Below are 16,298 nucleotides of genomic sequence, written 5' to 3'. Positions count from 1 at the left end.
TGTTCGTTAAACTTCTTTTACATACAATCTCATAATTGATTCTGCTACAGATGTACACGTAGAGATAGCACTCTCTATAGCCTTATAAATATCTTTAACTTTCATGATAAATACTACATCCCCCTCATCATAGTGAGAGAATTTCTTAAGCGCATGACCTAGTTCTTCAAGTACATTCTCATCTAACGCTGTAATTCTAATATAGAAATTTTTAAGTTCTTTATTATCCCCTTTGACAAATGCTTTCATCATATCATCAAGTACTTTTGTCATTTTACGTAAAGTCTCGACACTAGTTGCTAGATATATATTTACGTTGCCACGCTCTTCTTCCATCAGTATCTGCATATATCTGTGGATTTTAACGATTCTTCTATTTAACTTTAGAAGTAAAGTAGTAATGTTATGTAACTCTACCCTATCAACAGGGGTTACAAAATAGCGAGCTAACTCATGATCCATTTTATTAGCTACTTCAACTGTTACAGTTCTTGTTAATCTTAGCTCTTCTGATAGCTCAGATATCGTTAGGTTATCTTCCTCTTTAACAAGTTTGTCAAGAATTCTAGCCGAATCTTCTACCGACTCAGTTGCTTCTATCATTAAATCAAAAAAAATTTTATCCTGACTTGGTATTAAAGTTTTAACCAGTTTACGTAGCATTTATGTGATCTCCCTAACTACAATGTTTCAACATCTATTTTAACATCACAAAGTCTACAATAAAAAAACAAAGAATAGCAATAAGAAATCACTTTAAAAAATATATCTAAATAAACATTGCTTTTATAATTAACTACATATATATTATCGTGCCTTTAATTACAAAACCCGCTATTTTGAGAAAAATAGCGAATACTATATAACAAGAGCTCTTAAAAATAAACATTTTTTTACAAAAAAAAATAACTGACTTTTTTATTAATTATTTTTTTTAGTTTTTATTATTATTGCTACTGAATTACACAACTCAAACAGATGGAGCAATAATGAAACGGAATAAGATTACCCTAGGAATTTTAAGCATAAGTATAATAACGACAGCTTTTGCATCAGGGGTAAATAATAGCAAACCAAATGATTATGGAAATCTTGTAAAAGTAGAACAAAAGTTATTCAACAACGCAAATACTCTAAAAACTACTACTCCAATAAAGCACTTAGTAATAATATTTCAAGAGAACAACTCCTTTGATAGATATTTTGGTATGTATCCTAATGCCAAGAATCCAGAGGGTGAACCAAAATTCATAGCTAAAGAAGACACTCCTAGTGTTAACGGTTTGACAAAACAACTATTAGAGAATAATCCAAATACAAAAAATCCTTATCGTTTAGATAGAAACTTCCAACCTTGTTCACAAAACCATGAGTACCATGAAGAGATCTCTTCTTTTAATGGTGGCTTAATGAACAAATTTGTTGAACATGGCGGTCATGATAATGATACCTATAAACAAAATTGCGATGGTCAAGTTATGGGATATTATGATGGTAATACTGTCACAGCATTATGGAATTACGCACAAAATTTCGCCCTAAATGATAATACATTTGGTACAACTTTTGGTCCATCAACACCTGGAGCACTTAACCTTGTAGCTGGTGCAAATGGTCCAGCAATGAGCCCAAGTGGTAATTTAGAAAATATTGAAAACAGCTATATCATTGATGATCCTAACCCATACTACGATGATTGCTCTTATGGCACAAGTAAATCTGGAGACACAAATACAGCTGTAGCAAAAATCACAGATGGTAAAAATATAGGGCACTATCTAACTCAAAAAGGTATTACTTGGGGCTGGTTCCAAGGTGGATTCAAACCAACAAGCTACTCCGGTAAAACAGCAATATGTGATGCCATGAGTACTAATAAATTCGGTGTAAAATCAAGAGACTATATACCTCACCATGAGCCTTTTAACTACTGGAAAGAGACATCAAATCCTCATCATCTAGCACCAAGTGATGAAAAATATATAGGTAGTAATGACCAGGCTAACCACCAATATGATATAAGTGAATTCTGGAAGGCTCTTGATCAAAGCAATATGCCAGCTGTAAGTTATTTAAAAGCCCCTGGATACCAAGATGGTCATGGAGGTTATTCAAATCCTCTAGATGAACAGGAGTGGTTAGTGAATACTATCAATAGAATTGAACAATCAAAAGACTGGGATAGTACAGCAATTATAATCATTTATGATGACTCTGATGGTGATTATGATCATGTTTATAGTCCAAAGTCACAGTTTAATGATATCAAAGGAAGGCAGGGTTATGGTCCAAGATTACCAATGCTTGTTATTTCTCCTTATGCTAAAGCAAACTATGTTGATCATTCACTACTTAATCAAGCATCTGTACTTAAGTTTGTAGAGTATAACTGGGGCATTGGCTCAGTTAGCAAGTATAGTAACGATAAATACTCAAACAATATCCTAAGCATGTTTGATTTTGGTAAAAAACAAAAAACTCCTAAACTGATATTAGACCCAAAAACAGGTACAGAAATTAAGTAGTTTTTTATATCAACATTAATTCTTGAGAAATTTTTATGAAAAAGTTTTTATTTGCTACTGCTATTGCTAGTTTTTTTTATAGCAGTATCGTTATAGCTGCATCAACTACAAATCAGACACCATCAGATGATGATAGATATGCGGCAATGCAACGTCAGATAGATATGCTAAGCAAAGAATTAAAAAACCTAAAAAAAAGTAACAACTCTAACACCGATGATACTACCGATGATTTCGCTACTTATAGCTCAAAAGTTGCTAGAACTAACAATATAACTTTTGATACTAAAAGTGCTAGCGTATTATCTTCTGATGAGATTGCAAATTTCTCATCAAGCAATCTTGATGGAGATATAACTAGCATCGGTGGAATAATAGATAGCCACGGAGGTATTGATATTGGAAATGCTGCTCCCATCACAACACAAGGTCAAATAACCTATATAGGAGGATACTCTGGTAACAACACCATACCTATAGCGCAGATATCATCAAACCTTTTTGCTTCAACACTTATGGGCCAAAGAGCTAAGTTCGATGATTATTCTGTATTTTTCGGTGGGTTTATTGAAGCTGATGCTCAGGCATGGTTAGGTACTAGAATAACTAATGCTGATAAAACAATTAGAGCAAATGGTGGTCAAAACATATATCTAACTAATGCTAAACTATACTTTCTATCAAACTTAGGGCACTATGTTACAGCCCAGTTTGACTTTGATACAGATGAGACTAATGGATTCAAACTAGGTAATGCCTTTGCAATCTTCGGTAATATGGACATATCTCCATTTTTTATGACAGTTGGTAGAAACAAACTATCTGTAGGTGCATTTGGTGGAGGTGGTCCTTGGACTCCTGGTGTTACTAAAGCACTATTTTCTCCAGGAAGTGTAACAAATGTATCTGTAAATTATAAGGATGCTACTTCAAACTTCAATATAGCTGTTTTTGGTGCTAATAATGAGAACGCAAGTTTTTCAACGGCCTACTTTTATGCTGCTCCAATTAATGATAGTACATCCCTTGGTTTTAATGTCGGCTATATATTCGATGCTAAGGGTGCAAACAAGAACTTTGCAACAATAACTGCCCTAAATCGAGTTGGCATGATTAACGCAGATGCAAACTTATCTTTCACCAATATCCTCCCAGGAATATGGCAAGTTGGAGCTGGCTGGGGTCAAACAACCAACAAAAGTAGTCAATATAGTGGAATATCAAATAATTATGCTGGTGCATTTACAATTCAGACATCTTATGGAGATGTTATTGCGGGTCGTAAAACGAACTTTAACTTTAGTTATGGCTCGTCGTATAATGCTAATAAAATCCCTATGGCGTTATCATCACCTGCAATTGGACCTAAAGCAGCAGCAGGAATTTCAAATCAATTCATAGCTTCTGCTCAACGAGCATATTTTGATAGCAACGTACTATTTGGTCCTGAATACTCATATCAAAAACTTTATGATAATCAGCACATGAATACTTTTACGCTCGATATGGTTGTTTATGTATAATTTATGGAGAATTTTATGTTAAGAATATACAGTTATTTAATACTTATAATTATATCTTTAGGCTTATGCTCTTGTCGCTCATTATCTGATGATAAATTTGTTTACTTAGGTCACGGTCCTGAATTCCCTAAGTATCAACTATATTATGATAACACTAGAGAATTATTTATCCTGGTAGACAAACAAAATGGATGCTACGCTAAAGATAATTCTGGGACATGTATGGCATTTACCACAGAAGAGGCTGAAAAATTTAGAAAAAATGTATTAGAAAAAATGATTGAAATTCAATCTAAAGTAGCTGATGATCATCATGGACAGGATAAAGTCAATAGTATAACCAAAACTGGAACTTCAGTAATTAATAAACAGATGCAAATAGAAGAAACAAAAGTCACTCCAGTAAAACAAGTATTTTCAGATCATAAACAACAATATTTGCTAGTAAACCAAGAATACAAAATCTCTGCAAATATAATAGCAAAAGTAGTAAATGATAATAAAAATCATATAAAACTTTATTTCACAGTTAATATACCTTCTATGGATAAAATGTCGATTACAAAGCCTTTTATAATTGAACCCGAATTTCTATACAATGCAATGAGACCTGAAAACAAAACATTTGCTCTAGAAACTCAAAAAAACATACAAAAAAATAATGAGGAAATGAATAAAGAAATTTCTGACTACCTTGATAAAATTAAGTACTAATAATTACCAATCAAAAAATTCAAATAAATAATCATAATCCAAACAATTAGCTCTATTACAAAAGATACAAAAACCAAAGCAGAACCTGCATCTTTAGCTTGCTTTGCTAATATATGATAGTCAGTTGTCACTAAATCAACTACCCTTTCAATAGCACTATTTATAATCTCTGCATAAATTGGCAACATTGATACAATCTGTAAAACAAACTTTGAAACTATACTAAAAGGCAGTACCCAAATAGTCACTGTCAAAATTATAAAAAGGAGTAACTGAAGACGAAAAGATTTTTCATTTTTAAAAATATCTACTAAGCCATTTAGTGCATATGAAGTATTTTTAAAAAGCGTATATTTAGGCTTATTTAACATCTAATCTACCCAGCGTTTCGACAATTTGCAAAAATATCTAGTTTTGGACTATATGCAGCTGTCTTGATATTCATAAGTCCTAAGAATGAGTCAAAAACATTGTCTTGAGAGAAAGTGTCTTCCCTCTTAGCTTCTTTAACTAAACAAGCTTTATTAAGCTTATTATCTTTTAAAAAATCTTTAGAGAACCACATAATCCACGGCACTCTTTTTTGATATAGTGGAGCTATACCATAAGGTGCAGCATGAAGGTATAAGCCGTCCTCTCCTAAAGACTCTCCATGATCAGATATGTAGACCATTGCACTGTCATATTTAGTAGTTACTTCTTTGCTATCTAAAGTATCAATAACTTTTGATAATATATAGTCAGTATAACGTATAGTATTGTCATAAGTATTTACTAGTTTTTCTCTGCTACATGCATTTATATCACCCTGGTCACATGTTGGAGTAAATTTCTTGAACTCTGCAGGATAACGCTGATAATAAGTTGGTCCATGACTTCCAACTAGATGTAAAACAATTACCTTACTTTTACCATCATCATTTTTTGCAAGATTCTCTTTTAGCTCTTTTAGTAACACTGAGTCATGACAAAATCCACCTGCACTATTACCCTTACAGTCACTAGTATTTATATAGATATTTTCTATTCGCTTACATACCCCAGTATATCTACAATCATAACCATTATTATTATACCAAGTGACATCTAAACCTGCTTTTTTCATAATATCTAAGACATTATCTCTAGCAGCAGCTTGCCTTGCATTGTAGTCAACTCTTGGCATATTAGATAGCATACAAGGTACTGACAATGCCGTATAAGTACCACATGATGCTACATCTTGTAACGCAATAACTCCAAGATTTTTAGTATAAGGATTTGTGTCTCTATCATATCCATTATACTGATAATTCTGCATTCTCGCTGTCTCGCCTAAGACAAATACCATTAGATTTGGCTTATCAGTATTTCTAACTTCTTTTGCACCATCACCAATTGGCTGGTACGGTAAAGGTGGAATAAACTTCTCTGCAATAATTGCTGAAGTGATACCTACGTAAATTATTGGATTAGGATAATCTCCTAATTCATTATGATTTCTAAAGAATGGGAAAATAGTTTTTACATTTGTAATTAAAATCATTACAACTAATATTAAAGTCCCTATGATATTAGCGATTCTAATCAAAGCGCTTTTACTAAATTTTGGATATACTATTTTAACTCTGAGAAGTATAACAATTGGTAAAACACCAAAAAATATAAAACTAGCAACACTCCCAATAGATAAATAGGATAGTGCCTCATGTGTATTTGTATCAAAAATACTCTCTACCACACCATAGGTAAAAGTAATTCCCAAGAACATCTCCGAGTAAAAAACAATTGCTCCAATTGCAATCAAAACAATCATTAATGGCTTAAATATATAACGAAAATTAATCAGATTAAAAATCAGAAAAAAAGCTAAGAAACAAACTGCAAAACAGCTAATTACAAACCACAAACTAAATGTACTATCTTGAGCAACATCTTGGAAAAATTTTATAATAAGTGGGATATTATATACATAGCCAAAAAGAATACTTAGTATAATTGTTGCTTTATAGACACCCACTTGTTTCGGGAATATTTTTTTTATCACGAGCACAGTACCTTACATTTTTTGATTTCTCTAAGAATAATATACTTAAATATAGAGTCTTTAAAGGTTACTATATCAGTTTATACCTTACTAATAAGGTCTTTGAGAATATTATTTACTTCACAAGCCTCTTCTAAACTAACCAACTTAAACCTTACCTTAGATCCAGGAGCATACTGTGATAATTTATTAATATCTGCTTCAATAACAGTTGCAATCCGCGGATATCCCCCCACTGTTTGTCGGTGTCGTAACAATACTATCGGACCACTTGGGGCTAGCTGTATTGTACCATCTGTTACAGGCTGGGATATCATTTCAATTTTTTGTGTATCAAGAAAAACTCCATCTAAAGGTAGCCCCATCTGACTTGAGTTTGTTGAAATAGTCCAACTACTCTCAAAAAAAGCACAATCTTTTAAAATATCACACTCAGGTCCCTTGATTACCCTTATGAAGCTATGACGATAATTTTGACTTATATAATCTTCTAATTCTAACGATCTCTGTTTGCGAACTAACCCAATAGTTTGAGATTGTTTTTTTACGGCAAAAACTATTGTGCGAAAGCCTTTTTTTGAACCTTTAAACTCTAACTTTTGACCTCTATTAAGCTCAAAAACTTGATTATAGTTTGCACAGGTATTTTCATCAATAAAAGTATTTGGATAGCTAGCCCCACATAAATAAACCAATATATCATCAGTAGCTACAATCTCGCTGGGATAAATCATTTCAATAGCTTGAAAATCTGTAGGTTGGTTAAAGATATTATAAGCTGTCATAAAGCTTAATTGATCTTGAGCCCCTTTAGGAGATACTCCTTTATCTTGCTTACCATATTCCCGCAATGAAATTGGAAAAAGTAACCCTCCTTTAGTCGAAAAGATATTCTCCATAATTTTAGCCTCTAATATCGTACATCTGTTGTGCTAACTCTAAAGCTATCTTACTATCAGAATGTATACATACAGTTTGTGACTCAAATAAGATATCTTGATCATCTATCTTAATAAATCCTTGTTTAAGCTGATTATATTGACCAACTGCCTCCATTACATTATGTATTTCAGCATTTGGTTGGCCTCGTGGTATTAGCATAGGGTTATTAACGCTATCAAGCATGTAGCCTCTCTCTGCAAAACTCTCTTTAACAATTTTTATACCATTTTCTTTGGCATACTCAGCAACTATACCAAAAGGGCTAACAACCAACTCTTGAATATCATTTTTAATACACCAGTCTATAAAAACTTTTGCTAGCTCTTGATTAACATTTAGCTCATTATATAAGGCTCCATGCGGTTTAACAGCCTTGATATCTTTATCAAAAAGTGCAAACTGCTCATCAAAAGATGAACATAAAATATCATTATCAATGCTTATTACCTTTCTACCAAAGTTTTCTTTATCTGGGTAGGAAATATGTGCTGTAATTTTGACATTGTGATCTCGACATAGATTCACATAGTAATCAACGCTTTCTTTATTACCTGCATGACCACCACAAGCAATATTAGCAATATCTATATATTCAACTAACTTATCATCAATAGGATGAGCAACACCCCTCTCTCCTAAATCACAGTTTATCAAAAGCATCACTTCTCCCTAAAAATTATCTTATCACCAGCACTAAAGTTAGAGAAATCTCTAAAATTAGATACTCCTATAATATTCCAACCACTCGGTGACTGCTCAGGAAAAATAGTTGTTTGAGAACCTCCAATTGCAACAGATCCAGCAGGTATTCTATTTCGTGGTGTTGCTAAGCGAGGTGCACTTAAACTTTTGTCTAAACCAAGTAGATATGGAAAATATGGCTTAAAACCTAACATCGCAATATGGTATTCAACCTGAGTATGTCTTTTTATAATCTCAGATATTTCTATTCCTAAAATCTCAGATATTTTGGGTAAATCCTCACCACTGTAGTCAACCGCTATATAATGTGTTTTTGAATCAATAATGGCACTAAAATCTATAGATTCCGTTTTGGCTAGAATAGCTTCCTGCAAGCAATCAAAATCTTTATAATCAAAATGAAACGCTATTGAATTATAAGATGGAACAATATCATAAATACCAAACTTTTGACAAAATGCTCTATCTCTAATAAAAGACTTATAGATATTTAAAATTTTGAGATTATAATCTAAAGATAATTTATTACTGATATTGTAAATAAAGCAGTTTTCACTCAAAAAATAATAACTCATTAGCAACTACCTTAAAGAAACTCTTTGAGTACTAGTTATCGTTTATTATAGACTTTTCAAGATTTTCTGGCTCGAATTTATATAGCGTTATCAAACCAACAAGCGCACTTATACAAATCATGCCCACAGCCATATAATCAGATATAGAGTAAGCTAAGAAGAAACATAAGAATGGCAATAAACCACCAAACACACCAAAACCAATATTATAAGCTAAAGCAAATCCAGTGTAACGAATCTCTCTAGGCAAGCACTCTGTAAACAACACCATGATATTACCATAGAATATTCCAAATATTGCTCCCATAGTCACAAAGAAGACTATCAATAAGTCACTATTAGCCTTATATAGCGCATACATTGGTAATGACAATATAAGCATCAAAACAAGACCAAATGCAGTAATCGTTTTTATTTTAAAATACTTAGTAAGTCTAGCAGCAATATTACATGTAACGATAAACATAATAATACTAATAGTTGTCAATACTGCGACATTAACATCTGCATGACCTAATATTTTCTTAATGATATTAGGCAGAATTGTAATCTGGAAATATGCAACAACTGCACCAGGAAAGCATAATAAAATCATATATATTAAGCTTTTATAATTTTTGAGTATCACTTTAGTTAGACTCACATTTGATTTTTCAGGCTCTTTTTCATCACCACTATGCTTAATGAAAAACGACAGAACAACCAATATAATTGCTATACCAAAAAGTATCCGCCAACCACCATTTGCCATAGTCTCATCTGGAATTAGATATCTAATAACTTGGAAAGTTACAATCGCTAACAATATCCCTCCAAAAGCACTAGTTATAACATTTACACCAGCTTTAGCTTTACCAAATAGAGTTGACTCAGCTTCGACAAGAATAACAACTGAACCGCTATACTGACCACCTATGGCTATACCTTGTAAAATTCTAAAAGCAACTAAAAGTAAAGGAGCCAAAATACCTATAGTTGCATACGGTGGTAATAGTGCCATCCCAACAGTAGGTACCCCCATAAAAAATGCCGCTAATGCTAAAGCTGTAGAGCGACTTTTTTTGTCCCCAATATAGCCAAATATTATTCCTCCTAGAGGTCTCGCTAAAAATCCTGCAGCAAATGCCCCGAAGGCAGCTAAAAATTTTATAAAATGATCACCTGGGAAAAATGCTGCACCAATATATCCCGCACAGAATGAATATACAGTAAACTCATACCACTCTGCTGAGCTTGCTAAAAGTACTAATAATTTTTTCATAAAAAGTATTTATTTTTTTGTCCGATTCTTTTATTTAAATATATTTTTCAAAACAAATACACTTTTTTGAGTCTTTTTATGAGTTTTTTTAGAATTTAATTATTATGAAAAAAGAGAAAAACGGTAATTACTTAAGTCTTACAACTAAGACATCAACATTAGCTTCATGTAAGATACTATTTGCTGTAGAGCCTAAGAAAAATCTACCAATAGCACTTCTTCTGTGACTTCCCACAACTATCAAATCATTTTTATTTTCAGCTGCTTTTTCTAATAAACTGTTAGCGATACCACCAATCATCACAGACTTCTCTCCAGTGATACCATTTTTATCTGCAAACTTCTCTATTGCATGCTCAACCTTCTCTGTTTCATATGTCATCAAAGAGATACTATCATTTGGTATAACAAACGCAGTATCAATTTTTGAACCATACAGCTTTGCAACATCTTTTGCCTTTTCAACAACGGAACATGAGTCATTTTCAAGATCAGTAGGTACAAGAAGTCTTTGATAGTTATGCGCTTTACTTGCTTCTTTTTCATTCTCACTAACTCTTACAGTTAGCACGTCACATTTTGCTTTATGTAGAACAGCATTCGCTACTGAACCTAGAAGTAAATTTATACCATGAGTTGCATGAGAACCTAAAACTATCACATCACAGCTGCTCTCTTCAGCATAATCAACGATTTCAACTGCAGGGTTACCAACAAGTACTTCATGCTCAACCTTGATACCTGAAATCTTAGCTACAAGCTTATCTAAAGCTTCTTTTGCTTCTTGCTCTATAGAGTGTTGAAAATCAACTATAGATGGTGCAAATGGAGCTACACAATCAATAACTGTAACAACCTTTAAAACTTCTGTATTATTCTTTTTAGCGAAGTCTACTGCAGAGTTAATAACGATGTCTGCATTTTCATAAACATTCACAGCTAATAAAACTTTTTTGTATGCCATTAGGATTCTCCAAATTTGTTCTTCCTTCAATTTCCATTATAACAAACAAAAATAAAAAATCATTTAATTAAGCATCAAATCTTGGTTTTATAAACAGCCTTAAAATACTGCCAGATTTCTTTTGTTAAAGGCTTTTCTAATTCAAAGATATATTCAACAAACTTTTTTTCAGCCATTATTTCTTTAGCAACTAGACACTTGGCAACTATACCAAGATAAATATAACTATTATCTTTGTTTACTCGTGCAAAAACATAGCTTTCATATCGATTTTGGCTAAGAGCACTTTCTAAACGATCACCAAGAGTCTTACCTTTTTTTGAGTAATATGAAAAGGTCTGTTTTGAGAGAAACTTATTATCATATGTATCAATTTTTTTATTCTCATCAAATGTCATAAACAGTAGTACTTTATCTTCAAAAGATCTATATCCAGCAAGATTAACTCCTCCATTGGCATAATCTTGATTAAATAGATGGGCAATTTCTTTTTTAGAGTATTTTGCATATAACGATAATCCATGAGACTTATTGAGACTATATTTTTCAAAAAAAACTTTTTTATTATAGTCTATTAAATCTTTAACTTGCTCATACAAGAATCCGCTTTCATCAATAATATCTGATATCAGTAGCCTAATCTCTTGTCCATCCACAGATATTAGAGGCTCATAATCTGCTCTACCGGCATTTACTGTAAATATTTTTAGAGACAAATGCTCTAGTGCATTTGCAAAACTTATAATATCAAAATCATCTAAACTATCACGTAACACTGCTTCTAAATAAGCTTTATTAATAGTTTTGGATTTCAAAAGCTCCTCTAAAATTAAAATTTCATAAAGCCTTTTTGCAGGAGTAAACTCCTTAGAAATAAACTTTATAATATTGTATTGTCGTTGATTTAAACTCACTACACTTTCTTTAAAAGCTTGCAAAATATCATAGTAAGTATCTTTAGTCGATAGAATAACCTCTGGTGAGATAAAGTTATATTCCTGAAAGTCTACTAATCTAGGAATTCTACCTAGTTCTTTCTTTAACTGAACATAATCTTTTTTTATATTTTTTAGTTGCGAGAAGTTTGTCCTTTGAATATTTTTATAGATTATTTCCTTAGCAATATTACTAAAGGTAACTGTGCTTTCACCAGCTAAATAATTATTTGGTGAGACTACAAACTTTTTAAGCTCGTCCTTGTCATAACTATTATCTCCACTTAATGCCACAGGAATGAGAAAATTGTTATTATAATTTGCGATAAAGTCCAAAATCACAACAAAGTCTTTAGACTTATACTTACGCAGTCCACGCCCTAATTGCTGTATATAGACTATAGCGCTTTGAGTAGGCCTTAGAAGGATAACCTGATTAACACATGGAATATCAATACCCTCATTAAAAATATCTACTGTAACAATAATCTCAAGTAACCCACTCTCAAGTTCACCAATAGTTTCTTGTCTTATACGCTCTGAGTCTTGACTTGATAAAGCTTTAGCTTTGATACCTCTTTGACTGAGCTTAGTCGCAAGCTGTACTGCCTCATCAACATTACTAACAAACATTAAAGCTGATCGCGATTTGCCACTATAACCATAAAAATTAGCCTTATCAATAATATGCTCAACCCGTTGGTCACTAATTAATTTAGAAAAATCTTTCGCAAAAACCTGTTCTGATTCTAAATAAAAATCCTCTATAGCAAAATAGTGAAATGGACAAAGAAAATTATATTCTAATGCCTTATGAAGCCTAATTTCATAAGCAATGTTATAATCAAAAAGCTTAAAGATATCAGCATTATCACTCCGCTCTGGAGTAGCAGTCATCCCAAGTAAAAATTTTGGCTTAAAGTGTGATAAAACTTTTTTATAACTTTGTGCTTCTGCATGATGAACTTCATCAACTATAATATAGTCAAACTCATTTGTCTCAAAGCTTGCTAATGTTTTAGGATTTTTTAGCGTTTGTACCGTAGCAAATAGATAATCTGCAGGATCTTTAACTTCTCCTGTATACAAACCAAGTGTTTTATCTTTTACTACTTTTTCAAAAGTCTCTTTTGACTTTATTGCGATATTTGTACGATGTACTATAAACAAACACCTTTTCGGCTTTACTTTTGCTACATCAAAGGCACTCAAAAAAGTTTTTCCAGTCCCAGTGGCACTAATTATTAATGCTTTATTTTTGCTTTGCTGTCTTAATCGATCTAAATTCTGAAGTGCATCTTGTTGAACCTTATTGGGAGATATTTTAGTGTCGATAAACCTATAGCTAGCAATATCACTACTTATTTGTTGATATATTTGACTATATTCCTGAATGATATCTCTAGCATACTCTGCTTTAGCAAAAAGATAATCAAATTCTGCTAAAATTTGCTTCGTTGTTGAGTCATTATTAGAAGTTTCAAAAAGCAGATTCCATTCATTATTTACTGTAAGTGCTGACTGAGTAAGGTTTGAGCTACCAAGAATTATTCGCCAACTATCCTTATTACGAAAAAAGAAACCTTTGGCATGGAAGTTATCATCACTAAGAACTTTTAGCTCGATGTTATCAAACTCCATGAGCTTCTCAAGAGCTTTAGGTTCTGTAAAATTCAGATAACATCCTGTTAAGACTTTGCCCTTTACCCCTTGAGTGTTTAATTGACGCAAAGTCTCTAAAATACAAATAACCCCACCTAAAGTCACAAAAGCAACACTTATAACAAACTCTTCACAATCTTCAAGTTGATTAATAATTTCAGTAAGTATCTTAGAACTTTTAGAATTTGTAAGAAATCGCTTTGTATCGTGAGGCATTTGTGGCTACATTTTTACAGGTACAGTTGAATCAAGATTTTTTTGACCATTTTGACTTTTACCCCAACAATATAGATCATTTGTATCTTTTTCAATACCACAGGTATAAGTAGTCGCCATGCTTAATCTGCTAAATTCGATATCTGTCTGGACTTTCTGTGGTTTATCAAAAAGACCTTTTTTACCATTACCAACCTCACCATTACTTCCATCACCCCAACAATATGCATGACCCTCTTCATCTAAAGCGCACGCATAGTGAGCTTTTGTATACACCTTCTTGAAGTTAATACTATTATCTATGTCTACTCTTAGAGGCTTTTTAACTTTTTTCGCACCAGTATCACTTCCTAGCTGTCCTCTCTTATTATCACCCCAACAGTAAACATCGTTATTATCATCAAGGGCACAGTTAAAGTCATCACCCTTACTCACACCTTTGACATCCTGAAGTTTTTTATAATGTCGAGATATCTTTTTAGCCATATCTTTGTCTTTAAGTTTAGGAGTTTTAATCTGATAATCTCCGCACCTTACTTCTCCAGAGCTGGTAAAAGCACAATTATAATTTTCTGAATCATCCTTACTAAAATCATGATTATATATTTTTATTTTCGCATCATTTCGATAGCCATGATTCTTGACCGCAAAGTTTCCTTCAGTCGAGTAATCATGGTCATCAAAAAAAGTTTGAGTAAAGGTAGGATTAGAAAACCCAACACCCCAAAAGAGCATTGAAGCCAACCAGAAAATTCTTTTTGTCATAAGTAAATTTTAATTTAAAGCTACTAATATAATATTAAGTAATAATCAAACAAAATACTAGTGATTACGGTTTAGGTGGAAATATTTTTTGCTCGCAATAGCGAAGAAAACCAAAGAATCTCTCTTCTTTTGTGTAATTATCTCTATCAACATAGGGAGTAGTTACCAGTATCGGATAACAACCTGCTATCAAGCAAGCAAGACATCCTGTTAACAACCTATCATCAACAAGCGCTAACTCACCAGGCTGGCAACCAACCAATTCTAGTATTTTATTAAGTCCATCTGGATAAGGTTTTTTTGCAACACCAGATATAAATCTTATCTGAGGAAAATGTTTGTCAAAATATTTTAGTCGTTCTTGAGTAGGCTTATTAGAAAGAATAAAAACTCTATCTTCTGAAAATTTAGCAACAAATTTCGTAAGCCAACCCATAACTTCAGGATGCATTTCAGGCTTACCGTGACTTGCTAAAACTCCATCAAAATCTAAAGCAAGATATTTTACTTGATTCTTAACTAGCATCTCAGGAGTTAAATTTATTATAGTCTCCAAATGATTAGTATCTGATAGCCTAAGAGCTTTTCGCCATTTAAACATCTGACCTAAAGTATAAAACACGCGCTGTAGCATAATATTTTATTTTTATAGTTTTATATTTATAGTATAGCAACAAAACAATCTATTAGCACAAATGTGTTTTTGAATTTATGCTAACCAAAATTCTTAAAAATTTATATATATATCTAATTTGTATACTAAGCGTCTCCTTAGGTATCAGCTCACAAATAGAAAATACAAGCTCTCAAAATTATTTCAATAACGCTGTCAGTCTTGCAAAAGAGCTCAAAGATAAAAACATCTGTGGTACGTATAAAAAATACTCTTTAGAGGAGTTCTATAAAGGTCTAAGAGATAAAATAAATAATCAAGATAGTATTTACTTAAAAGATTATGATACAGAAGAAGTTAGTTTCTCGATGGGGTATAGAACTGGTGAAAGTAGCCTTAAAAAAGGCTTCCTGTTTACTCCCAAACCGAAAAGTGATCTATACAATCCACAAGCAGTTATAGCTGGAATATCTGATCATTATAATAGCGCTAAACCAAAATTTAAGCTTATAGAAAACACAAAACTCAGAGAAATACTGAAAAGCAATACTCAAGCTCTTCCTAAAGATATCAGCAAAGATCAATTTAGCTATAGCTTAGGTTTTAATTTGTTTAAAATACCCAAAAACCATAATCCATCAACTCTAGATGAAAAATCATTTATTAGTGGCATGAAAGCAGGTTTAAATAACAAAAAATATACCCTTTCAAAACAACAAGTCGCTGAGTTTAGTTATATCATGGGCGCATTCTATAGCGCTAATCTAGAAAACCAGCAAGATAAAGACTCTTTTTTAAAAGGCTTTGAAAGCCAGCTCCCTAAGAATATTCAGAGTCAATATGCTAAGAGTACAAATACAGAGATTCAAAACTAG

The 16,298-nt window shown here is 32.4% G+C and carries 15 protein-coding genes; 4 read left to right on the top strand and 11 right to left on the bottom strand.

The window, feature by feature from the left end; all coding sequences use genetic code 11:
* Positions 1-6 precede the first annotated feature (6 nt).
* On the bottom strand, positions 7-663 hold the full coding sequence (locus F3D59_RS00660) for a PhoU family transcriptional regulator (protein WP_150463410.1): 657 nt from the start codon (positions 661-663) through the stop codon (positions 7-9).
* A 326-nt stretch (positions 664-989) separates the two neighbouring features.
* Here F3D59_RS00660 and F3D59_RS00655 point away from each other — a divergent pair, with 326 nt between their 5' ends.
* From F3D59_RS00655 to F3D59_RS00645, 3 genes are read left to right on the top strand one after another with little or no spacing between them, the layout of a single operon-like run.
* Positions 990-2,525: an alkaline phosphatase family protein gene (locus F3D59_RS00655; protein ID WP_150463409.1), complete on the top strand. Its 1,536-nt coding sequence runs from the start codon at positions 990-992 to the stop codon at positions 2,523-2,525.
* A 35-nt stretch (positions 2,526-2,560) separates the two neighbouring features.
* Positions 2,561-4,048: a DUF3573 domain-containing protein gene (locus F3D59_RS00650; protein ID WP_150463408.1), complete on the top strand. Its 1,488-nt coding sequence runs from the start codon at positions 2,561-2,563 to the stop codon at positions 4,046-4,048.
* Between the two features lie 15 nt (positions 4,049-4,063).
* Positions 4,064-4,762, top strand: coding sequence for a hypothetical protein (locus tag F3D59_RS00645; RefSeq protein ID WP_012280171.1), 699 nt, complete (start codon positions 4,064-4,066; stop codon positions 4,760-4,762).
* Here F3D59_RS00645 and F3D59_RS00640 read toward each other — a convergent pair.
* The 10 genes from F3D59_RS00640 to F3D59_RS00595 form a co-directional block, all read right to left on the bottom strand.
* A complete protein-coding gene (locus F3D59_RS00640) occupies positions 4,759-5,133 on the bottom strand; it encodes a diacylglycerol kinase (protein WP_150463407.1) in 375 nt (124 codons plus the stop codon). The genes F3D59_RS00645 and F3D59_RS00640 overlap by 4 nt on opposite strands.
* Before the next feature lie 5 nt (positions 5,134-5,138).
* Positions 5,139-6,788: a phosphoethanolamine transferase gene (locus F3D59_RS00635; protein WP_150463406.1), complete on the bottom strand. Its 1,650-nt coding sequence runs from the start codon at positions 6,786-6,788 to the stop codon at positions 5,139-5,141.
* Between the two features lie 80 nt (positions 6,789-6,868).
* Entirely contained in the window at positions 6,869-7,687 is an 819-nt protein-coding gene (locus tag F3D59_RS00630; RefSeq protein WP_150463405.1) for a hydrolase, read from the bottom strand.
* 4 nt (positions 7,688-7,691) lie between these two features.
* Positions 7,692-8,390 carry a 5-oxoprolinase subunit PxpA gene (locus F3D59_RS00625; protein ID WP_150463404.1) on the bottom strand — a complete coding sequence of 233 codons (699 nt, stop codon included), beginning with the start codon at positions 8,388-8,390 and terminating at the stop codon, positions 7,692-7,694.
* A complete protein-coding gene (locus tag F3D59_RS00620; protein WP_150463403.1) occupies positions 8,390-9,007 on the bottom strand; it encodes a 5-oxoprolinase subunit B family protein in 618 nt (205 codons plus the stop codon). The genes F3D59_RS00625 and F3D59_RS00620 overlap by 1 nt, the downstream gene beginning before the upstream one ends.
* Positions 9,008-9,038: 31 nt before the next feature.
* The gene (locus F3D59_RS00615; protein WP_150463402.1) at positions 9,039-10,268 is read right to left on the bottom strand and encodes an MFS transporter; all 1,230 of its coding nucleotides are present in this window, start codon (positions 10,266-10,268) and stop codon (positions 9,039-9,041) included.
* Between the two features lie 127 nt (positions 10,269-10,395).
* Positions 10,396-11,232 carry a universal stress protein gene (locus F3D59_RS00610; RefSeq protein WP_146421605.1) on the bottom strand — a complete coding sequence of 279 codons (837 nt, stop codon included), beginning with the start codon at positions 11,230-11,232 and terminating at the stop codon, positions 10,396-10,398.
* Positions 11,233-11,306: 74 nt separating this feature from the next.
* Positions 11,307-14,045 (bottom strand): DUF3427 domain-containing protein, encoded by a 2,739-nt coding sequence (locus tag F3D59_RS00605; RefSeq protein ID WP_150463401.1) that lies wholly within the window; start codon positions 14,043-14,045, stop codon positions 11,307-11,309.
* Positions 14,046-14,051: 6 nt separating this feature from the next.
* On the bottom strand, positions 14,052-14,810 hold the full coding sequence (locus tag F3D59_RS00600) for an RCC1 domain-containing protein (protein ID WP_150463400.1): 759 nt from the start codon (positions 14,808-14,810) through the stop codon (positions 14,052-14,054).
* A gap of 64 nt (positions 14,811-14,874) precedes the next feature.
* Positions 14,875-15,444 carry a YqeG family HAD IIIA-type phosphatase gene (locus tag F3D59_RS00595; RefSeq protein WP_150463399.1) on the bottom strand — a complete coding sequence of 190 codons (570 nt, stop codon included), beginning with the start codon at positions 15,442-15,444 and terminating at the stop codon, positions 14,875-14,877.
* A 77-nt stretch (positions 15,445-15,521) separates the two neighbouring features.
* Between F3D59_RS00595 and F3D59_RS00590 the strand changes: the two genes are divergently transcribed.
* Positions 15,522-16,298, top strand: coding sequence for a hypothetical protein (locus F3D59_RS00590; protein WP_150463398.1), 777 nt, complete (start codon positions 15,522-15,524; stop codon positions 16,296-16,298).

This window comes from Francisella sp. XLW-1 (assembly GCF_008711455.1).
GTDB classification, from domain to species: Bacteria; Pseudomonadota; Gammaproteobacteria; order Francisellales; family Francisellaceae; genus Francisella; species Francisella salimarina.
This window is presented reverse-complemented; position numbering and strand designations above follow the sequence as displayed.